General features: G+C 71.4%; 17 protein-coding genes and 1 pseudogene. 8 read left to right on the top strand and 10 right to left on the bottom strand.

Annotation, left to right across the window (positions count from 1 at the left end; genetic code table 11):
- Positions 1 to 728: pseudogene (locus ABD056_RS10650) on the bottom strand (hypothetical protein); the annotation flags it as partial.
- 356 nt (positions 729 to 1,084) lie between these two features.
- Here ABD056_RS10650 and ABD056_RS10655 point away from each other — a divergent pair.
- Positions 1,085 to 1,999: an NUDIX hydrolase gene (locus tag ABD056_RS10655; RefSeq protein WP_343866549.1), complete on the top strand. Its 915-nt coding sequence runs from the start codon at positions 1,085 to 1,087 to the stop codon at positions 1,997 to 1,999.
- A gap of 9 nt (positions 2,000 to 2,008) precedes the next feature.
- Here the strand turns inward: ABD056_RS10655 and ABD056_RS10660 are convergent, their stop codons facing one another.
- From ABD056_RS10660 to ABD056_RS10675, 4 genes are all read right to left on the bottom strand, one after another.
- The gene (locus ABD056_RS10660; protein WP_343866550.1) at positions 2,009 to 2,743 is read right to left on the bottom strand and encodes a lysozyme inhibitor LprI family protein; all 735 of its coding nucleotides are present in this window, start codon (positions 2,741 to 2,743) and stop codon (positions 2,009 to 2,011) included.
- A 95-nt stretch (positions 2,744 to 2,838) separates the two neighbouring features.
- The gene (gene cobT, locus ABD056_RS10665; protein ID WP_343866551.1) at positions 2,839 to 4,806 is read right to left on the bottom strand and encodes a cobaltochelatase subunit CobT; all 1,968 of its coding nucleotides are present in this window, start codon (positions 4,804 to 4,806) and stop codon (positions 2,839 to 2,841) included.
- Between the two features lie 53 nt (positions 4,807 to 4,859).
- The gene (gene cobS, locus ABD056_RS10670; RefSeq protein WP_343866552.1) at positions 4,860 to 5,846 is read right to left on the bottom strand and encodes a cobaltochelatase subunit CobS; all 987 of its coding nucleotides are present in this window, start codon (positions 5,844 to 5,846) and stop codon (positions 4,860 to 4,862) included.
- Positions 5,847 to 5,900: 54 nt separating this feature from the next.
- On the bottom strand, positions 5,901 to 6,521 hold the full coding sequence (locus ABD056_RS10675; protein WP_343866553.1) for a J domain-containing protein: 621 nt from the start codon (positions 6,519 to 6,521) through the stop codon (positions 5,901 to 5,903).
- 119 nt (positions 6,522 to 6,640) lie between these two features.
- Here ABD056_RS10675 and ABD056_RS10680 point away from each other — a divergent pair, with 119 nt between their 5' ends.
- Positions 6,641 to 6,967 carry a BolA family protein gene (locus ABD056_RS10680; RefSeq protein WP_343866554.1) on the top strand — a complete coding sequence of 109 codons (327 nt, stop codon included), beginning with the start codon at positions 6,641 to 6,643 and terminating at the stop codon, positions 6,965 to 6,967.
- A 169-nt stretch (positions 6,968 to 7,136) separates the two neighbouring features.
- Here the strand turns inward: ABD056_RS10680 and ABD056_RS10685 are convergent, their stop codons facing one another.
- Positions 7,137 to 7,451, bottom strand: coding sequence for an AzlD domain-containing protein (locus ABD056_RS10685; RefSeq protein ID WP_343866555.1), 315 nt, complete (start codon positions 7,449 to 7,451; stop codon positions 7,137 to 7,139).
- Positions 7,444 to 8,175, bottom strand: a complete 732-nt coding sequence (locus ABD056_RS10690) for an AzlC family ABC transporter permease (RefSeq protein ID WP_343866556.1) — start codon at positions 8,173 to 8,175, stop codon at positions 7,444 to 7,446. The genes ABD056_RS10685 and ABD056_RS10690 overlap by 8 nt, the downstream gene beginning before the upstream one ends.
- A gap of 231 nt (positions 8,176 to 8,406) precedes the next feature.
- Between ABD056_RS10690 and rbsD the strand changes: the two genes are divergently transcribed.
- From rbsD to rbsK, 6 genes are all read left to right on the top strand, one after another.
- Positions 8,407 to 8,826, top strand: coding sequence for a D-ribose pyranase (gene rbsD / locus ABD056_RS10695; RefSeq protein ID WP_343866557.1), 420 nt, complete (start codon positions 8,407 to 8,409; stop codon positions 8,824 to 8,826).
- Between the two features lie 46 nt (positions 8,827 to 8,872).
- Positions 8,873 to 10,360 (top strand): sugar ABC transporter ATP-binding protein, encoded by a 1,488-nt coding sequence (locus tag ABD056_RS10700; RefSeq protein ID WP_343866558.1) that lies wholly within the window; start codon positions 8,873 to 8,875, stop codon positions 10,358 to 10,360.
- A gap of 15 nt (positions 10,361 to 10,375) precedes the next feature.
- On the top strand, positions 10,376 to 11,383 hold the full coding sequence (gene rbsC, locus ABD056_RS10705; RefSeq protein ID WP_343866559.1) for a ribose ABC transporter permease: 1,008 nt from the start codon (positions 10,376 to 10,378) through the stop codon (positions 11,381 to 11,383).
- 51 nt (positions 11,384 to 11,434) lie between these two features.
- Positions 11,435 to 12,316 (top strand): ribose ABC transporter substrate-binding protein RbsB, encoded by an 882-nt coding sequence (rbsB, locus tag ABD056_RS10710; RefSeq protein ID WP_343866560.1) that lies wholly within the window; start codon positions 11,435 to 11,437, stop codon positions 12,314 to 12,316.
- Between the two features lie 74 nt (positions 12,317 to 12,390).
- A complete protein-coding gene (locus tag ABD056_RS10715; RefSeq protein ID WP_343866561.1) occupies positions 12,391 to 13,410 on the top strand; it encodes a LacI family DNA-binding transcriptional regulator in 1,020 nt (339 codons plus the stop codon).
- On the top strand, positions 13,407 to 14,333 hold the full coding sequence (rbsK, locus tag ABD056_RS10720; protein WP_343866562.1) for a ribokinase: 927 nt from the start codon (positions 13,407 to 13,409) through the stop codon (positions 14,331 to 14,333). Before ABD056_RS10715 ends, rbsK begins: the two co-directional genes overlap by 4 nt.
- A 2-nt stretch (positions 14,334 to 14,335) precedes the next feature.
- Here rbsK and ABD056_RS10725 read toward each other — a convergent pair whose 3' ends face one another.
- The 3 genes from ABD056_RS10725 to ABD056_RS10735 all read right to left on the bottom strand — a co-directional run.
- Positions 14,336 to 15,013, bottom strand: a complete 678-nt coding sequence (locus tag ABD056_RS10725; RefSeq protein WP_343866563.1) for a response regulator — start codon at positions 15,011 to 15,013, stop codon at positions 14,336 to 14,338.
- Positions 15,014 to 15,141: 128 nt separating this feature from the next.
- Complete coding sequence (gene qhpG / locus ABD056_RS10730) at positions 15,142 to 16,488, bottom strand: flavin-dependent monooxygenase QhpG (protein ID WP_343866564.1); 1,347 nt, start codon at positions 16,486 to 16,488, stop codon at positions 15,142 to 15,144.
- Between the two features lie 71 nt (positions 16,489 to 16,559).
- The coding region (locus ABD056_RS10735) for a NahK/ErcS family hybrid sensor histidine kinase/response regulator (protein WP_343866565.1) at positions 16,560 to 19,021 on the bottom strand (2,462 nt) is incomplete at its 5' end.

Genomic DNA, 19,021 nt, shown 5'->3' on the forward strand with positions numbered 1-19,021 from the left:
TCGGCAGCCGGGGCGGGGGGCGGCGCCATCAGCCCGACGGCGGTCTTCTCCACCCGGATCAAGAAGGCGGACAGGCGGTCGGCGGGGCCGTCCTCCAGCGTCTCGCGCAGCAGCTTGTCGGCCTCGTTCTCCTTCAGCACCACCAGCAGGCGGCGCCAGCGGCGCAGATAGGCCTGCAGGGCGGCGGCGGCCTCGGGCGCCTGGGCGACCCGCTCACCGACGATTTCCGGCAGCTCCGGCTGGTAGGCCCAGGGGGTGAGGAAGGCATTGGCGAAGGCCCAGCGGTCGCCGGCGGCGGTGCGGGCCCAGGTGAGTTCCGTCTCGTCCTGCGACAGCAGGCCGGTGCGCTCGGCGATCAGGGCGAGGCTGCCGCGCATGTCGGCCAGGGCCTCGTCCAGCCCTTCCAGCATGCGGCGGCGGCGGGTGTCTTCCTGCATCTGCAGCAGGGTGCGGACCTGCACCTCGGCCTGTTCCGTCGCCCGGCGGGTGTGGTGCAGCACCGCCCGCAGCGCCCGTTCCGACCGCCGCGCCGACATGGCGGCGGTGCCGACCGCGAGGCCGAGCCACAGCACCGCCGGCGGCGCCGCCAGGGCGGCCAGCACCGCGGCGCTTTCGGACGGCGTCAGGGCACCGAAGCCTTCGGCCGGCACCAGCGCCTGCCAGGCGCCGAACAGCCACAGCACCGTCAGGATGCTGGTGAGGGCGACGACGATCAGGGTCGCGGGCATGCTGCTGCTCTCCCCCGGCAGGACGTCGGCACCGGCCGGCGCCTCGGTCCCGCTCGTAGCGGCGCGGTCACGGGGACCGCCCCGGAATCCGGTCAGCATTGTGGCAGAATCCGTTCAAATGTCACGTCCGCACCGGCGGTTGGGGGCCCGTGTCGACTGTCAGCCCGGCCGGTGACGCCCTCCTATAGCACCGCCGGGGGCGCCAAGGGAACCTTTGGACGCCCGGAACAATTCAAGCTTTGGATGTTCAACCGTAACGCGCCGTCGTTTGCGCCCGATCCGATTGCTGCACAACGGCGCCCCATGCGTTACCGTGCAGGAAGAACCTCCCCCACCGCCAGCCCCGGAGGATCGCCATGAGCTACCTGCGCCACATCCACCGCTGCAACAGCCACGATCTGTCCGGGTTCCGTCGGTTCCTGGTGGCGGGTACCGCCGTGGGCTGGGTGCGCCACGCCACCGCCGCCCTGCTCACCCGCTTTCCGGCGGTGTTCCGGGTGGAGGAGACGGCGCTGTGCATCCACCCCGACGTGGCGACGCCGCAGGACCGGTCCGAGGCGGTGGCCACGGTGCTGGAGGAACTGGCCGCCGACGGCGCCGTCGAGCCGCTGCGCCGGGAACTCTATCCGGTGAAGAAGGGCTGGCACGAGCCCGAGCTTCTGCGCCTGGACCGCGCCGCCGCGCCGCTGTTCGGCCTGTCGGCCTGGGGGGTCCACGCCACCGGCTACGTGCGCCGGCCCGATGGCGGCTACCGGCTGTGGATCGGCCACCGGGCGCCCGACAAGCGGGTGGAGCCCAACAAGCTGGACAGCTTCATCGGCGGCGGCCAGCCGGCCGGCATGACCTTCCTCGACAACCTGGTGAAGGAGGCGGAGGAAGAGACCGGCCTGCCCGCCGCCATCGCCCGCACCGCCCGCCCCGCCGGCACCGTCAGCTACACCATGGAAAGCGACGCCGGCCTGAAGGTGGACACGCTGGTGCTGTTCGACATCGAGGTGCCGGCCGATTTCACCCCCGCCTCCACCGACGGCGAGCACCAGGCCTTCCACCTGATGGATGCCGAGGAGGTGCTGGCCCGCCTGCGCGACAGCGACGACTTCAAGTTCAACATCCCGCTGGTGCTGCTGGATTTCTGCATCCGCCGCGGCATCCTCGGCCCCGACGACACACCCGAGTACGAGGAGCTGGTCACCGGCCTGCATCCGCCGCGCCCGCGCCGCCGCCAGTTCATGGCGCAGCAGGCGCGGACCTCCGCCCTGGTGGCGGAATAGGCGGAGCGGTCAGTTGCGCCGGGTGACGAACTCGCGACCGTCCCAGTAGACGAGGATGCGGTCGCACTGGCCGTCATCCACCGCCAGGGCCGGGCAGTTGGGAACCTTCGGGTTTTCCACCACCCACAGGCTGACGTCGGCGCCGCACACCGCGTCCTGCGCCTTGGGGTCGATGGGCCAGACGAAGGCGCCGTCGCCGACCAGCAGTTGCACCTCCAGCTCCCGCCCCGTATCGCCGGTGGGGGAAAGGCCGAGGCGGGCCTCGGTCAGCTGGCCGTCGCAGGCGAAGGCGCCAAGCTGGCGGCCGACGTCCTCCGCCTCGAACCGCGGCGGGTCGATGCCGAGCAGCCGCGCGCCCAGGTCGCGGGCCCGCTGCTTGGTCTGGAAGGTGCGGCAGCCGATTTCCACCAGCGGCGCCATGGTGCCGCCGCGCACCTCGTCGGCATCGGCGGCGCAGGCGGCATCACGGAAGGCGACCCAGGCCCGCTGGGCGTCGCGCAGCAGGGTCTTCGCCTGATCGTCGGGCAGGTCGCCGCGGACGATGGTGTAGACCTGATTGAGCCAGCGGTCGGCCTGCTCCAGCTCCCAGCTGGCGCATTCGACCATCTCGACCGTGGTGTTCATGGTGGCGCAGGCCGGCGGCGGCACCTCCCGCACCGGCCCGGCGGCCTGCACCGGCACCGCCAGGGCGACAAGTCCGCCCAGGCCGCCAAGCACGGCGGCCACCTTCCCCTGAATGCTCATCCACCCCTCCCCGTTTCGCCGGATGACGACGGGCACGGAGTGTAGCGCAGGAGGACGGGCATCCGCGAGGGAGCCGCCGGCCCCCTCGCCCAAGGTCATATCACCGCCCGTTCCCACCCGCGACCAGAGGCGCGGGCGCGGGGCGGTTCGTCGAACAGGTCGGTCAGCTGGCGCATGACGGTGCCGCCCAGTTCCTCGGCGTCCATGATGGTGACGGCGCGGCGGTAGTAGCGGGTGACGTCGTGGCCGATGCCGATGGCCACCAGATCCACCGGCGAGGTGGTCTCGATGGCCTGGATGACCTCCCGCAGGTGCCGCTCCAGGAAGTTGCCCGGATTGACCGACAGGGTGGAGTCGTCCACCGGCGCGCCGTCGCTGATGACCATCAGGATCTTGCGCTGCTCCGGCCGGCCGATCAGGCGGCTGTGGGCCCACAGCAGGGCCTCGCCGTCGATGTTCTCCTTCAGGATACCCTCGCGCAGCATCAGGCCCAGGTTGCGGCGGGCGCGGCGCCAGGGGGCGTCGGCGTTCTTGTAGACGATGTGGCGCAGGTCGTTCAGGCGGCCGGGATTGGGCTGCTTGCCGCCGGCTACCCACATCTCGCGGCTCTTGCCGCCCTTCCAGGCCGAGGTGGTGAAGCCGAGGATCTCCACCTTCACGCCGCAGCGTTCCAGGGTGCGGGCCAGGATGTCGGCGCTCATGGCCGCGACGCCGATGGGGCGCCCGCGCATGGAGCCGGAATTGTCGATCAGCAGCGACACCACCGTGTCGCGGAAGTCCATGTCCTTCTCCATCTTGAAGGACAGGCTGTGCAGCGGGTTGGCGACGATGCGGGCAAGGCGGCTGGCGTCCAGCATGCCTTCCTCCAGGTCGAACTCCCACGACCGCGTCTGCTTGGCCATCAGCTTGCGCTGCAGCCGGTTGGCCAGGCGCGACACCACCCCCTGCATGTGCGCCAGCTGGTTGTCGAGCTGGGCGCGCAGGCGGGTCAGTTCGTCGGGGTCGCACAGGTCCACCGCCTCCACCACCTGATCGAAGCGGGTGGTGTAGGCGCGATAGCGCAGCGGGTCGTCGCCCTCGTTGTGGCCGGGCTTGGGGCGGGCCGGCTCGGCGCTGGGGCCGGAGGGTTCTTCCGTCCCCTCACCCTGGCCGGCCATCATGGCCTGGCTTTCCTCGCTGTCGCCCTCGCCGGCCTCGTCCTGCGGCGCCGCCTCCGAGCCGGCATCCATGCCGTCGTCGCCGGACTGCTGCTGGCCGCCCTGCTGCGGCTCGTCGGCGTCGCCTTCCTCGGGCTTGTCCTGATTGCCGCCGGCGGCCTCGTCCTCTTCCTGCTCGCGGCGCTCCACCTCCTCAATGTCGTCGTCCTCAAGCTCCAGGTCGGCGATCAGGCGGCGGGTCTCGTCGGCGAAGGCGCCCTGGTCGTCCATCAGCTCCATCAGGCGGGGCAGATGCTCGCCGAGCTTGCCCTCCAGATAGGGACGGCAGAGGTCGACCATGTGGCGCATGGTGGGGCCGGTCTCGACGGCGCCGAACCGCTCGTGGGCGTAAAGGCGCAGCACCTCGTGCAGGGGGATGCGGCTCTGCTCGTTGATCTGGCCGTAGCCCTCGCCGGCCAGCCGCTGTTCAATGGTGCCGCCGAGGTTGCGGGCGATGCCCTTCAGCTTGCGGGCGCCCAGCGCCTCCACCCGCGCCTGTTCCAGCGCGTCGTAGACCTCGCGCGCCTCGCGGCTCTGCGGCTGGCGGCGGTGGTGGACGTGGTCGTCATGGTGGCGCAGGCGCATGGCCAGACTGTCGGAGACGCCGCGCAGGCGGGTCACCATGTCGGGCGTCATGCGCGCCGCCGGCAGCGGCAGGCGGACCGACTTGCCGACCACCGAGGCGGCGTTCTGGGCATAGGTGAGCGGCGTGTAGGTCACCGTCACGTCCCGCTCGCCCGACAGCGCGCGCACGCAGGCGGCGGTCGCCCGCTTCACCAGTTCGGTCGGGTTGGGATCGCCGCTGGCCAGCTTGCCCGGCTGGTTGGAGCTGGGCCGGGGCTTGGGCGCGGGGCCTCTGCGTTCCATGCTTGCTGTGTACTCCCTTCAGCCGCGCGGGCGGGCGAAGGATGGGGCGGCCGTCAGACCGCCACCACCCGCACCGGGGCTTCCGGCAGATCCTCGCCGAAGCAGCGCTGGTAGTACTCGGCGATCACCGGCCGTTCCGTCTCGTCGCACTTGTTGAGGAAGGTGAGGCGGAAGGCGAAGGGCACGTCGCCGAAGATCTGGGCGTTCTCGGCCCAGGTCAGCACCGTGCGCGGGCTCATGACGGTGGAGATGTCGCCGTTGATGAAGCCGGCGCGGGTCATGTCGGCCACCGCCACCATGGCCGAGATGGTCTTGCGGCCCTCGGCGGTGTCGTATTCCGGGCGCTTCTTCAGCACGATGTCGGCCTCGGCGTCATGCTCCAGGTAGTTGAGCGTGGCGACGATGTTCCAGCGGTCCATCTGGCCCTGGTTGATCTGCTGGGTGCCGTGGTAGAGGCCGGTGGTGTCGCCGAGGCCGATGGTGTTGGCGGTGGCGAACAGGCGGAAGCCGGGGTGCGGGCGGATGACGCGGTTCTGGTCGAGCAGCGTCAGCTTGCCCTCCACCTCCAGCACGCGCTGGATGACGAACATCACGTCCGGGCGGCCGGCGTCGTACTCGTCGAACACCAGCGCGCAGGCGTGCTGCAGCGCCCACGGCAGGATGCCCTCGCGGAACTCGGTCACCTGCTGGCCGTCGCGCAGCACGATGGCGTCCTTGCCGATCAGGTCGATGCGGCTGACGTGGCTGTCGAGGTTGACGCGGATGCACGGCCAGTTGAGGCGCGACGCCACCTGCTCGATGTGCGTCGACTTGCCGGTGCCGTGGTAGCCCTGGACCATCACGCGGCGGTTGAACTTGAACCCGGCCAGAATGGCAAGGGTGGTGTCGCGGTCGAACAGGTAGTTCGGATCGCGATCGGGCACGTACTCGCTGCCGTCCTTGAAGGCGGGAACGGTCATGTCCGATTCGATGCCGAACACCTCGCGCACCGAGATTTCGGTGTCCGGGGTGCCCGTCAGGATGTTGGCGCCGACCTCCATGATCCTCCTCGAAGCCAATTGCACTGTGTGGTCCGGGCCCCTCTGCCGGCGGCGTCAGGCGCTGACGCTGCCAAGCAGGGTCCGGTAAGCGTGGTTGACGGCCTTGAAACGCTCCTCGGCCGCCTTGTCGCCCGGATTGAGGTCCGGATGGTAGCGCTTGACCAGTTCCTTGTATCGCGCTTTCAGGGCCTCCCGCGTCAAGGGCCACTCCAGGTCCATGACCCGGAGCGCCTTGTCGGGGTCGCTGCCGCGCGGCGGGCGGCCGGCGGCGTACTGACTGTTGTAACGCCGCTGGTCGGCGGCGGCGCTCATGTCTTCGTCAAACACCCGGAACGAATCCCGCACCCGCCCGGCCTTGAAGGCGCGATAGGCGGCGGTGGAATTCTCCAGCGTGCGGTGGATGTGGCCAAGCTTCCACGACGGCCGCTGCCAGGTGGTGTCGGCGCGCACCGAGGCCTCGACCTCGGTCTCGTCCATCTCGGCGTAATAGTTCCAGTTGCGATTGAACTCGCGGATATGGGCCAGACAATACCAATCGTACTCCTTCAGGGTGCGGTCCCTGGGAGCCTTGTATTCGGCGGGTTCGCAGCAGCCGGGCCAGGCACAGGTATGGGCCGTGACGCGGGGCGGTTCCTTGACGCCGAACGGATAAGGGGCATGTCTGCGGCCGTTCATCGCGACAATATGCGGGCGTTGCCGCTTCCAGGCAACCGGACAAAGCGGCCGCCGCAGGCTTGACGAACCGCCGCCGCCGCCCCACCCTCGGGGCCTGTTCAGGCAAGGACCGGACCCCGATGCCCACCATCCGCGAGCGCATGGAAACCAAGCTGACCCAGGCCTTCGCGCCGACCCGCCTGGTCATCCACGACGACAGCCACCGCCACGCCGGCCACGCCGACCGCATCGCCGCCCTGCGCACCCAGGGCCACGGCGACGGCCACGCCCCGGTGGACGGTGGCGGCGAGACCCACTTCCGGGTCGAGATCATCTCCACCGCCTTCGCCGGCCAGACCCGCGTGGCCCGCCAGCGGCTGGTGTTCGACGTGCTGAAGGAAGAACTGGCCGAACGCATCCACGCCCTGCAGATCACCGCCAGAACGCCGGAGGAAGCGGGGGGTTAATCGAAGAGGTCGGGCGGCTTTTTAACCACCAAGACACGAAGACACCAAGGCAGCCTCCCAGCCCCCCTTGAATACTCACCACGACCCGTCCGTTCAACTCGGCAGCGGGCGGGATGAGGAACCTATTCTTGGTGTCTTTGTGTCTTGGTGGTTCAACAACCCACACCCCTCACCCCCACCCCAGCGCCCGCGCCCCGGCCACCACGCCGGCGCCGACCACCATGGCCAGGAGCGGGCTGCGGCTGAGGATCGCCGCGGCGGCGGTGGCGGTGGCGGCGACGATGCCCAGCAGGCCCAGGTCGGTCACCGCCGGCACCACCAGGGCCAGCAGCACGATGCCCGGCAGGCGCTCCAGCCCGGCGGCAATGGCGCCCTTGCGCGGCAGGCGGTCGGCCAGCAGCAGGCCGCCCAGGCGCAGGGCATAGGTGCCGACGGCGACGCCGGCGATGATCAGCACCAGCGGATCAAGCAGTATCTCAGGCATCGGCGCGGCACTCCTCCAGCGACCGGCGGCGGGCATGCAGCGCCACCGTGACGGCGAACCCGGCGACGGCGGCGATCAGCACGTACCACTTGCCCGGCAGCAGCGCCGCCGCCGCCCAGGCGGTGACGCCGGTGACCAGCCACGGCAGCACGTCGCCGCGCCCCTTCCACAGGCCGATGGCAAGCGCCAGGAACACGGCGGTGAAGGCGAAGTCGAGCCCCAGCACCTCCGGCGCCGGCAGCACGCCGCCGAGGGCATGGCCGGCGATGCTGGAGGCATGCCAGAACGCCGCCAGACACAGGCCGCCGCCCAGCAGATGGCCGGGGCTCAGGGCGTCGGGATCGCGGGCGTGGGCATTCATGGTCACCGCCCAGTTCTCGTCGGCCACCAGATGCATACCCGCCGCCTTGTGGGCGAAGGGGCGGCCGAGGAACAGCGGCCGCAGGCTGGCGCCGATGAGCATGTAGCGCAGGTTGACGATCAGCGCGGCGAGGATGATCTCCGCCGCCACCGCACGCGGGTGCCACATCTCCACCATGATGAACTGCGACGCGCCGGCGAAGATGAACAGGTTCATCGCCTCCATGGCCGCCAGCGAGATGCCCTTGCCGGCCACCAGCACGCCGAACACGGCGCCGTAGCCCGACACGGCGACGCCGATGCCCAGGTTGTCGCGGGCACCCTGCCACAGGGAGGCGGGGGAAAATGAGTCTCGGAAACGCACGGCTCTCCTCCTTGTCCGGGGAGCAGAATGCCCGACTCGGGCCGCCGGGTCTTGCACCAGGTTGCGCTGCTGCGGCGCTGTCCTGTCCGCGGCGGCGCAAGCGGCCCCTGCCCCTTTCCAGCCGATGCAAGGGGTTCCGCCCGATGCTGCGCCGCGGCGACGAAAACGTTTGCGCAAACGTTTGCGCGGTGGCATTTTCACGACTGTAGGTCTCGCCGGGAGGAAACCACCATGAAGAAGACCGGCCTTCTCCACCCCGCAGTGTCCCATGTGATCGCGTCCATGGGGCATACCGACGGTCTTGTCGTGTGCGATGCCGGGCTGCCCATCCCCGAGGGCCCGGAGCGCATCGACGTGGCGGTTTCTCCCGGCGTGCCCTCCTTCCTCCAGGTGCTGGATGCCATCACCGGCGAGCTTCAGGTCGAGCGTGTCCTGATCGCCGGCGAGTTCCAGCATGCCGGCCGCGACCTCTACCCCCGCTTCGTCGCCGCCATCGAGGCGCTGGGCCGGGCTCAGGGGCGCACCATCGCCATCGACCGGGTCAGCCACGAGGACTTCAAGCGGACGACCGCCTCGGCCCGCGCCGTGGTGCGCACCGGCGAGTGCACGCCCTACGCCAACGTCATCCTCTATGCCGGCGTGACCTTCTGATCCATCGTGGTCGGAGTTTCCCGTCGTCCCATCACGGAGGCCGGCCATGACGGCGCCGCTCCTTGAGCTTCACGGCATCTCGAAAACCTTCGGCCCGGTGCGGGTGCTGGAGAAGGTCGATCTGGTCGCCCTGCCCGGTCGCGTGCTGGCGCTGGTGGGCGAGAACGGCGCCGGCAAGTCGACGCTGATGAAGATCGTCACCGGCATCTACCATCCCGACGAGGGCGGCGAGATCCGCTTCAAGGGCCAGCCGGTGCGCTTCACCACGCCGCGCCAGGCCATGGACGCCGGCATCGCCATCATCCACCAGGAACTGAACCTGCTGCCCGGCCTGTCGGTGGCGGAGAACATGTTCCTCGGCCGCGAGCCGCGCACCCGCCTCGGCACCATCGACTGGCGCACCATGCACGAGCGCGCCCGCGCCCTGCTGCACCGGCTGAAGCAGGACCACATCGACCCGTCGTGGCCGGTGGGGCGCCTCGGCGTCGGCGCGCAGCAGATGGTGGAGATCGCCAAGGCGCTGTCGCTGGATGCCGCCGTCATCATCATGGACGAGCCGACCGACGCCCTGACCGACGTCGAGACCCGCATCCTGTTCGATGCCATCCGCGGCCTGAAGGCCGACGGCAAGGCCATCATCTACATCTCCCACCGCCTGGGCGAGATCTTCTCCCAGTGCGACGACGTCACCGTGCTGCGCGACGGCGGCATGACCTTCACCGGCCCGGTCGCCAGCCTGAGCGAGGCTGAGCTGATCCACCACATGGTCGGCCGCAGCATCACCGACCAGTACCCCTATACCGCCGCCAGGCCCGGCCCGGTGCGGCTGCAGGTGGAAGGCCTGACCGCCGAGGGCGTCTCCGGCGCCAGCTTCGAGGCCCGCGCCGGCGAGGTGGTGGGCTTCGCCGGGCTGATGGGCGCCGGCCGCACCGAACTGGCCCGCGCCATCTACGGCGCCAACCCCATCTGGGGCGGCAGCGTGCGGCTGGATGGCGCGCCCGTCCGCCTGCGCAGCCCGCGCGACGGCGTCAGCCACGGCATCGCCTATGTCACCGAGGACCGCAAGGCCGACGGCCTGATCCAGCCGCTGTCCATCCGCTTCAACATGGCGCTCGGCTGCCTCGGCCGCCTGACCCGCGGCGGTGTCGTCGACGGCGGCCGCGAGCGCTCCGCCGTCGCCGAGTACATGCGGCTGTTCGCGGTCAAGGCGCCGGACATGGATGCCGCCGTGCAGACCCTGTCGGGCGGCAACCAGCAGAAGGTGTCGCTCGCCAAGTCGCTACTGGCGGAACCCAAGGTGGTCATCCTCGACGAGCCGACGCGCGGCGTCGACGTCGGCGCCCGCCGCGAAATCTACAGCCTGATCAACCAGTTGAAGGAACAGGGCCTGTGCGTGCTCCTGATGTCGTCGGACATGCCGGAGCTGCTGGGCCTGTCGGACCGCATCCTGGTGCTGTCCCACGGTCGCGTCACCGGCGCCTTCGCGCGCGGCGAGGCGACGCAGGAAAGCATCCTGGAACGCGCCGTCGCCTGAGGAAGGACCACCGCCATGACCAACCCCTCCCCTCCCCGCACCGACGCGCGCCGCACCCTTCCGCCCGCCACCCAGGGCAACCCGGTGCTGCGGTTCCTGGCCGCCAACAAGTCGCTGGTCGGCCTGGTGCTGCTGATGGTGGTGGTGTCGCTGTTCAGCCCGAGCTTCCTGACCGTCGACAACCTGCTGAACATCCTGCGCCAGACCTCCATCAACGCCATCATCGCGGTGGGCATGACCTTCGTCATCCTCACCGCCGGCATCGACCTGTCGGTGGGCTCGGTGCTCGCCTTCACCGGCGCCGTCTGCGCCAGCCTGGTCGCCGCCGACGCCAACCTGTGGATCGCCCTGCCGGCGACCCTGGCGCTGGGCGCCGCGCTCGGCGCCGCCAATGGTGCCGTCATCGCGGTCGGCGGGGTGCAGCCGTTCATCGCCACCCTGGTGAGCATGACGGTGCTGCGCGGCGCCACCCTGGTCTATACCGACGGCCGCCCCATCGGCACCATCGACGGCCAGGCAGCGGAAGGCTTCTGGGCCATCGGCGGCGAGTACGTACTGGGCGTGCCGGTGCCGGTGCTGCTGGCGGCGCTGGTGTTCATCGTCTGCTGGTTCGTGCTGTCGCACATGCGCTTCGGCCGCTACGTCTATGCCGTCGGCGGCAACGAGCAGGTGGCGCGGCTGGCCGGCATCAACATCACCGGCCTGAAGATCGCCGTCTACGCCGTTTCCGGCCTGCTGGCGGCGCTGGCCGGCATCATCCTCACCGCCCGCCTGGAAAGCGCCCAGCCGACCGCCGGCACCGCCTACGAGCTGGATGCCATCGCCGCCGTGGTGCTGGGCGGCACCAGCCTGATGGGCGGCCGCGGGCACATCTTCGGCACCCTGGTCGGGGCCCTGATCATCGGCGTCCTCAACAATGCGCTCAATCTGATGGAGGTCTCGTCCTACTACCAGATGATCGCCAAGGGCGCCGTCATCCTGCTTGCCGTGCTGGTCGACAGCCGCGGCAAGAAGGCAGCGTGAAGCACAGTCCAAGCATCAACAGAACAGAAACCGGGAAAGGTAGGTGTCATCATGCGCAAGGCTTTGACGATGGCCGTGGCGGCCGTGGCTCTCCTCGGCTCGACCATGACGGCCCAGGCGGCCGAGAAGATGGCCCTGGTGGTCTCCACCCTCAACAACCCGTTCTTCGTCACCCTGAAGGACGGCGCCGCCGCCAAGGCGAAGGAACTGGGCTACGAGCTGCTGGTGCTCGACAGCCAGAACGACCCCGCCAAGGAACTGGCGAACGTCGAGGACGTGGTGAACAAGAAGGTGAGCGTGCTGCTCATCAACCCGACCGATTCCGACGCCGTGCGCTCGGCCGTGCGCGCCGCCAACCGCGCCAAGGTGCCGGTGGTGACGCTCGACCGCGCCGCCAACGGCGGCGAGGTGGCGAGCCATATCGCCTCCGACAACGTGGCCGGCGGCGAGATGGCCGGCACGCTGATTGTCGAGCTGCTGGGCGGCAGCGGCAACGTGGTGGAACTGCAGGGCGTGCCCGGCACCTCGGCGGCGCGCGACCGTGGCCAGGGCTTCCACAACATCGTCGACGCGGAAGCGGGCATCAAGGTGGTGGCCAGCCAGCCGGCCGACTTCGACCGCACCAAGGGCCTGAACGTGATGGAGAACATCCTGCAGGCGCAGCGCGACGTGCAGGCGGTGTTCGCCCATAACGACGAAATGGCGCTCGGCGCCCTGAAGGCCATCCAGGCCTCCGGCCGCGACATCAAGGTGGTCGGCTTTGACGGCACCGACGACGGCGTCGCCGCCGTCAACAACGGCACCATGGTCGCCACCGTCGCCCAGCAGGCGGCGATGATCGGCGAGATGGGCGTCGAGACCGCCGCCAAGGTCGTCAAGGGCGAGGCGGTGCCGGACTACACCCCGGTTCCCCTCAAGGTCATTCAGAAGTAAAAGCAGCGTGCCCGGCGCGGGCGGCGGCATCCCTGTCGCCCGCGCGCCCTCCCTCACCCCGCAGGACCGCGGCCATGGCCACCATCAAGGACGTCGCGCGGGAGGCCCAGGTCTCCGTCAGCACGGTCTCCCACGTCATCAACGGCACCCGCTTCGTGGCGCCCGAGACGGCGGAGCGGGTGCATGCCGTCATCGACCGTCTGGGCTATGCCCCAAGCGGGGTGGCGCGGGCGCTGAAGGGCAACCGCACCCAGAGCATCGGCATGGTGGTCACGTCCTCCACCAACCCGTTCTTCGCCGCCCTCATCCACAGTGTGGAGGCGGCCTGTTTCGCCCGTGGCTACAGCCTGGTCCTGTGCAATACCGAGGACGACCGCGACAAGCAGGTCGCCTACCTCGCCACCCTGCGCATGAAGCGCATCGACGCCCTGGTGGTGCTGACCGCCAACCAGCAGCCCGGCCTCGCCGCCGAACTGGCCGCCGCCGCCGAGGTGCCGACGGTGGTGCTGGATGCCGAGGAAGCGGGCGCCGCCACGGTCATTTCCGACGACAGTTTCGCCGGCGGGGCGCTGGCCGCCCGCCATCTGGCCGAATGCGGGTTCCGCCGCATCGCCTGCATCACCGGGCCGCAGCGCCACCCGCGATCGGCGGAGCGTCTGGCCGGCTTCATGGCCGGGCTGGATGCCGCCGACGTGCCGCTGCCGCCCGCCATGATGGAAACCGCCGACCTCACCGTCGCCGGCGCCAGCGCCGCCATGGCGCGGCTGCTCGACCGCCCGGCGGCGGAGCGGCCGGAGGCGGTGTTCTGCTTCAACGACATGATGGCCATGGGCGCCCTGTGCGCCGCCCACGAGCGCGGCCTGGTGGTGCCCGACGACGTGTCGGTGATGGGCTATGACGATGTCGAGCTGGCCGCCTTCATGGCGCCGCCGCTGACCACCATTCACCAGCCGGTGCCGGAGCTGGGCGCCCGCGCCGCCGCCGTGCTGATCGACCACCTGGACGGCGGCGCGCCGCTGCCGCGCGTCCTCAAGCTCAGGCCGCGGCTGGTCGAGCGCCGTTCGGTCGGCCGCCCGCGCGGGAGGACATCATGACCATCGTCGTCTTCGGCAGCACCAACGTCGACGTCACCGCCTATTCCCCCCGCCTGCCGCGCCCCGGCGAGACGGTCCACGGCGACAGCTATTCCATCGGCCTCGGCGGCAAGGGCGCCAATCAGGCGGTGGCGGTGGCGCGCCTCGGCGGTCATGTGGAACTGGCCGGGCGCACCGGTGTCGACACCTTCGGCACCCTGGCGCGGCAGCGGCTGGCCCATTTCGGCGTCGCCACCAGCCACCTCTACGCCGACCCCGACCACCTGACCGGCATCGCCGTCATCGGCGTCGATGCGCAGGCGGAAAACTGCATCACCGTCATCGGCGGCGCCAACATGGCCGTCGACCACACCGACGTCGCCCGTCAGGCGGCGCTGCTGGCCGAGGCCAAGGTGCTGCTGCTGCAGCTGGAAGTGCCGCTCGACTCGGCGCTGGAGGCAGCGCGGCAGGTGCGGGCCGGCGGCGGCCTCGTCATCCTCGACCCCGCCCCGGCGCCGGCCGAACCGCTGCCCGAAGCGGTGTGGCAGACGGTCGACTGCATGACCCCGAACGAGACCGAGACCGAGGCCCTGGTCGGCATCCGCCCGACCGACATCGCCTCCGCCGCCCGCGCCGCCGCCGCCATGACCGACCGCGGCCTGCCCATCGCCCTGGTGAAGATGGGCGCCGGCGGCGTCTACTGGCGCTCGGCGGCCGGCGAAGGGCATGTGCCGGTGTTCCCGGTCAAGGCCATCGACACCGTGGCGGCCGGCGACTGCTTCAACGGCGGGCTGGCCTATGCCCTGGCGCGCGGCGATGCCCTGCCCGATGCGGTGCGCTTCGCCTCCGCCTGCGGCGGCCTCGCCACCACCCGGCGCGGCGCCTCGGATGCCGCCCCGCTGCTGGCCGAAGTGGAAGCCCTGATGGCCGCCGGCGCCGGCTGACGTTACCGCTCCGACACCGCCAGCGCCCGGTTGGCGGCGACGATGGCCTGGGCGCGGGTGGTGACGCCGAACTTGCGCAGGATGGCGGAGATGTGCGCCTTCACCGTGATCTCGGTGATGTCGAGGGCGCGGGCGATTTCCTTGTTCGACAGGCCCTCGGCCAGCTTCTCCAGCACCATCGCCTGCCGCCGCGTCAGGCTGGCCGAGGCCGCCGCCGCATCCACCGCCGAACCGCCGCAGCCAACGACCGCAGCGGAGGACGGCGCCGCCAGATCCTCCAGCATGGCCTGGCGCGGCAGGTAGCAGCCGCCCGACAGCACCAGCCGGATCGCCTGTTCGGTGATGGCGGCGGTGGAGGATTTGGGCAGGTAGCCGGCGGCGCCCAGGGTCATGGCCTGCCGCACCGCCTCCCCCCGTTCCGATGCCGAGACGATCACCACCGGCACGTCGGGCGCCCGCGTGCGCATGGCGGCCAGGCCGGAAAAGCCCTCGGCACCGGGCAGGAACAGGTCGAGCAGGATGACGTCGAAGGGGTCCGCCTCGGCCGCATCCACCGCCGCCAGGGCATCGGCCAGACTGGCCACTTCCTGGCAGCAGGCATCGTCGAAGGCGCGACCGAGAACGTGTACCAGCGCCTCGCGGTACAGCGGGTGGTCATCGGCGATGAGGAAACGGGTCATCGGTTGCTCCGTACTCTCCCTGTGGACCGTGGCGGTCCCTGGCCTGTGCTTCCCCCTTGTCCCGTCGCCGGCCGCTCGTTGATCGGCGGCCGTGCGCGTGTCCCTGTGTGTCGTTCTCCGCCGGCCCGTCAGGCGGCCAGCGGCAGCAATCCCTGGCGGGCGAGCCACGCCAGCGCCTTGTCCACCTGCGCCGGCGCCCGCCCGAGCCCCGACGCCAGCGCCGCCGCCCCGGCGCCGGGCGCGGCCGCCACGGCATCGAGCAGCGGCGCCAGCGGCCCGTCGTCGATGGACAGGATGCCGCGCCGGTGCTGCGCCGTCACCACCACCCGGCGGGCGACGATGACGCCGTCCTCGATCACCGGCCGCTCCGCCACCAGCGGGCGCGGCGGCGGCGGCGGCGGCGCGGGCGGCGGCGCCTCGTCCCAGCCGGTGCGGTCGCGCCAGAACGGGCGGTCAGCCCAGCGGGTTTCCTGGCGGTAGAAGGCGCGGCCGGCCAGGGCATGGCGGTGGAAGGCATCGACCACCCGTTCCCGATGGAACTGCAGCGCCAGCGCCGAGTCGGCCGGTCGCCGCAGCAGCGTCGCCACCACCGGCCGGGCGATCAGGGCGCCGCCGATGGCCTCATAGGTGCCGTGGCCCGACAGCGGATCGATGCCGAAGGCGGCATCGCCGATGCGCAGCAGGCCGGGCGCATCGGCCTCGGCGGTGATCAGCGGCGTGGCGTCGCGGGCGGAGACCTCGCCCACCGGCCGGGCGTCGCCGATCCACGCCAGCAGGTCGGGCGCCGTCGCCACCCGCGCCGCATGGAAGGCGGACAGCCCATCGCGGGGCGGCACCTCGGCGGCATCGGCGAAGACCTGCACCAGCCGGCGGCCGTCGGCCAGCACCGCGAACCAGCCCCAGCCGTCGGGCATGGCGGTGACGCCGCTTTCCGCCCGCGCCGGCGGCGGACCGTCATAGGCGCGGGCCAGGGCGACGGTGTGGGGGCCGCTCCAGCGCGGCGGCCCGGCCTTGGGCGCCTTGCGGCCGCGCGCCTCGATGAGGAAACCGCCGCTCCGATGTCGCCCGCCGCCGTCGGGCAGCCGGACGGTCAGGCGCCAGCCGCCGTCGTCGGCGGTGCGGTCGGTGGCGGTGGTGACGCCCTCGATCACCTCCGCCCCGGCGGCGGCGGCATCGCGCCACAGGGCGGCATCGAACAGCGGCCGTTCGACCAGGCATTCCACGTTGGCGGCATGAAGCTCGCCGTTCCAGCGGCCGGAGCGCGGCACCACGGTGGCGCAGGCGGCTTCCGCCTCGGCACAGCCGGCGCGGCGCAGGCCTTCCACCACCCGCGGCGAGATGCCTTCCCAGGCGGCGGCGCGCGGCAGGCCGGCCAGCGTCACCCGCCAGCCGTCGACCGCCAGCAGCCGGGCCAGCACCAGCCCCGCCACGCCGCCGCCGGCGATGAGGATGTCGCGCTCCGCCGCTGCCGCCATGCTCTCGCCCCCTCCTTCAACCCCTCTGGAACCGTGCGATCCGTCAGCCTACCCGCATTCGTGACGCTGCGTCACGGGGCGTTTGCAGCGCCCGCCGAAAGGAGCAGCAGCGCCATCACCGAGCGCAGCTGCCCCGGCCGCACCGGCTTGTGCAGCAGGCCGAGCCCGTGCAGGCCCGCCGCCTCCGCCACCTCGCGGTCGCGGCTGGAGGTGATGACCACCGCCGGCACCCGCCGGTTCAGCCGGGCGCAGATGGCCTGCACCGCATCCAGGCCGGTCAGGTCGGGGTCGCCGATGTTCCAGTCGGCGATGATCAGGTCGGGCGGGCCGCCGGGGTCTTTCAGCGCCCGGATGGCGGCGACGAAGCCGTCGGCGGTCAGCGGCACGCAGTCCCACGCCGCCAGCAGCGCCCGCATGCCGTCCAGGATGGCGGGATCGTCGTCCAGCACCAGCACCCGCCGGCCGCGCAGGGCCCGTTCCAGGTCGGCCTCGCGGGCGGTGTCGGCGGTGTCGCGGTCGGCCACCGCCTCGCCGCTGCCGAGCGGCACCCGCACGGCGACGACCGAGCCGCGCCCTTCCTCCGACCGCACGGTGATCTCCAGCCCCAGCATGTCGGCGATGCGGTCGACGATGGCGAGGCCGAGGCCGAGGCCGCGCGCCCCGCCCGGCGCTCGCGGATTGTCCAGCCGCCGGAACTCCTGGAAGATTTCCCGCAGGCGTTCGCGCGGCATGCCGATGCCGGTATCCCACACCTCGATCCACACGCCGTCGCCGCGCCGCCGGCAGCCCAGCAGCACCTTGCCTTCCGGCGTGTAGCGCAGGGCATTGCTGAGCAGGTTGCGCAGCACCCGCTGCAGCAGCGCCGGATCGGTCCGCACCGCCACGTCGGCGGCGAGGCTCTTCAGCCGCACGCCGCGCAAGGAGGCCTGCGGCGCGTATTCGGCCCCCAGCTGGCGGATCATCGGCTTCAGCGGCACCTCGCGCACCGCCACCGGCACCACGCCCGAATCCAGGCTGGTGATGTCGAGCAGCCCGCCGAGCAGGTCATCCACCGCCCCCAGGCTTTCGGTGATGCGGTCGAGCAGCGCGAGGTCGTCGTCCAGCCACACCTTTTCGCTCAGGGTGCCGAGGAACAGGCGGGCGGCGTTGAGCGGCTGCTGCAAGTCGTGGCCGATGGCGGCGAGGAACTGGCTCTTCATGCGGTTGGCCTGTTCCGCCTGGGCCTTGGCCACCCGCAGCGCCTCTTCCATTTCCCGGCGCTCGGCCAGTTCGCGGCTGAGCTGCTGGTTGACCGACAGCAGTTCGGTGGTGCGCCGGCGCACGGTGTCTTCCAGCACGATGGCGTTCTGGAACAGCGAGAAATTGTCGCTGTGCAGGTTGGCGTCGCGCTGGCTGCGGTCGATGAGGGCGCGGACGATGCGGCGCAATTCCTCCACCTCGCCGCCGCCGCCGCTGTCGGCCGCCTCGCTCCAGGCCATGGCGGCGGATAGCGGCGGCTGCGGTGCATCGTCGGCGGCGGGTTCGTGGATGAGCAGGTTGCGGGCGCTGCCGGTCACCACCTCGGGCGCCGCCGCCGCCTCCGGCCGGGCGAAGGCGACGCCGGTGAAGGTGTGGTTGACGTGCATGGTGCCGACCTGCTCGCCGAAGCTGGCGAAGCCCGCCACCGCGTTGTCGCGGAACAGCCGCGCCACCCCGCCTTCCTGCCCGCGGCGGCGGATTTCCAGCATCCGCACGGCGCAGTCGCAGGCCCAGGTAAATTCCAGCGGGCCGAGGCTCTGGCGCAGGCGGCCGAACAGGGCCTCCAGGTTGGCCGCCGGGTCGACGCCGTCGGCGATGGAGAGGGCAAGGCCGGTGTCGATGGCGCAGCCGAAGGTGATGGCGCCGTCGCGGCCCACCGTCTCGATGCCGCGCGGGTAGTTGCGGCCGCCGATGCGGAAGATGAGCGGCCGCGCCGCCGTCAGCTGCGGCGTCAGCTCGGCCGGTACCACGCCCAGCAGGCGGGCGTATTCCTCCGCCGCCGGCCGGCCGTTGAGGGCGAGCACCATGCGGCGGGCCGGGTCGGCCTCGGTCACCACCACCTGCGCCGGGGTGGCGACGTAGTGCTGGGTGCTGAAGACGCGGAACGGCCGCCGGCTGTGGACCAGGGTCAGCACGGCGGCGCGGCGGTGGAAGGCGCCGTCGTGATAGACCGCCGTGTCGCGGAACTTGAGGTCGTCGGCCGCCGAGCCGCCGAACAGCGGGATCGCCCCCAGCGCCATGCCGACGGCGCTCGCCACCCGTTCCTCGGCCAGGCTGAGGCCGTCGATGGTCAGGAAGGCGAAGGTGTTGGTGTCGTCGGCCGAGGGGGCGGCGCCGCTCAGTTCCCACAGCAGGGCCTGGGCGGCATCGTAGCCGTCCTTCATGGTGAAGCGGTCGAGGTCGTCCAGCCGCCGCGTCACCACCGTGGTCTCGGCGCGGGCGAGGGCGAAGCCGGTCATCGCCTCGCCGGCGTAGCCCTCCGCCGGCAGCGCCGCCGCGCGGGTGCAGCCGATGA

It is taken from the genome of Caenispirillum bisanense, assembly GCF_039523075.1.
Lineage (GTDB): Bacteria > Pseudomonadota > Alphaproteobacteria > Rhodospirillales > Rhodospirillaceae > Caenispirillum > Caenispirillum bisanense.

Coding starts and splice junctions, on each gene's coding strand:
- ABD056_RS10655 (WP_343866549.1), top strand. CDS start 1,085: ATGAGCTACCTGCGCCACATCCACCGCTGCAACAGCCACGATCTGTCC.
- ABD056_RS10660 (WP_343866550.1), bottom strand. CDS start 2,743: ATGAGCATTCAGGGGAAGGTGGCCGCCGTGCTTGGCGGCCTGGGCGGA.
- cobT (WP_343866551.1), bottom strand. CDS start 4,806: ATGGAACGCAGAGGCCCCGCGCCCAAGCCCCGGCCCAGCTCCAACCAG.
- cobS (WP_343866552.1), bottom strand. CDS start 5,846: ATGGAGGTCGGCGCCAACATCCTGACGGGCACCCCGGACACCGAAATC.
- ABD056_RS10675 (WP_343866553.1), bottom strand. CDS start 6,521: ATGAACGGCCGCAGACATGCCCCTTATCCGTTCGGCGTCAAGGAACCG.
- ABD056_RS10680 (WP_343866554.1), top strand. CDS start 6,641: ATGCCCACCATCCGCGAGCGCATGGAAACCAAGCTGACCCAGGCCTTC.
- ABD056_RS10685 (WP_343866555.1), bottom strand. CDS start 7,451: ATGCCTGAGATACTGCTTGATCCGCTGGTGCTGATCATCGCCGGCGTC.
- rbsD (WP_343866557.1), top strand. CDS start 8,407: ATGAAGAAGACCGGCCTTCTCCACCCCGCAGTGTCCCATGTGATCGCG.
- ABD056_RS10700 (WP_343866558.1), top strand. CDS start 8,873: ATGACGGCGCCGCTCCTTGAGCTTCACGGCATCTCGAAAACCTTCGGC.
- rbsC (WP_343866559.1), top strand. CDS start 10,376: ATGACCAACCCCTCCCCTCCCCGCACCGACGCGCGCCGCACCCTTCCG.
- rbsB (WP_343866560.1), top strand. CDS start 11,435: ATGCGCAAGGCTTTGACGATGGCCGTGGCGGCCGTGGCTCTCCTCGGC.
- ABD056_RS10715 (WP_343866561.1), top strand. CDS start 12,391: ATGGCCACCATCAAGGACGTCGCGCGGGAGGCCCAGGTCTCCGTCAGC.
- rbsK (WP_343866562.1), top strand. CDS start 13,407: ATGACCATCGTCGTCTTCGGCAGCACCAACGTCGACGTCACCGCCTAT.
- ABD056_RS10725 (WP_343866563.1), bottom strand. CDS start 15,013: ATGACCCGTTTCCTCATCGCCGATGACCACCCGCTGTACCGCGAGGCG.
- qhpG (WP_343866564.1), bottom strand. CDS start 16,488: ATGGCGGCAGCGGCGGAGCGCGACATCCTCATCGCCGGCGGCGGCGTG.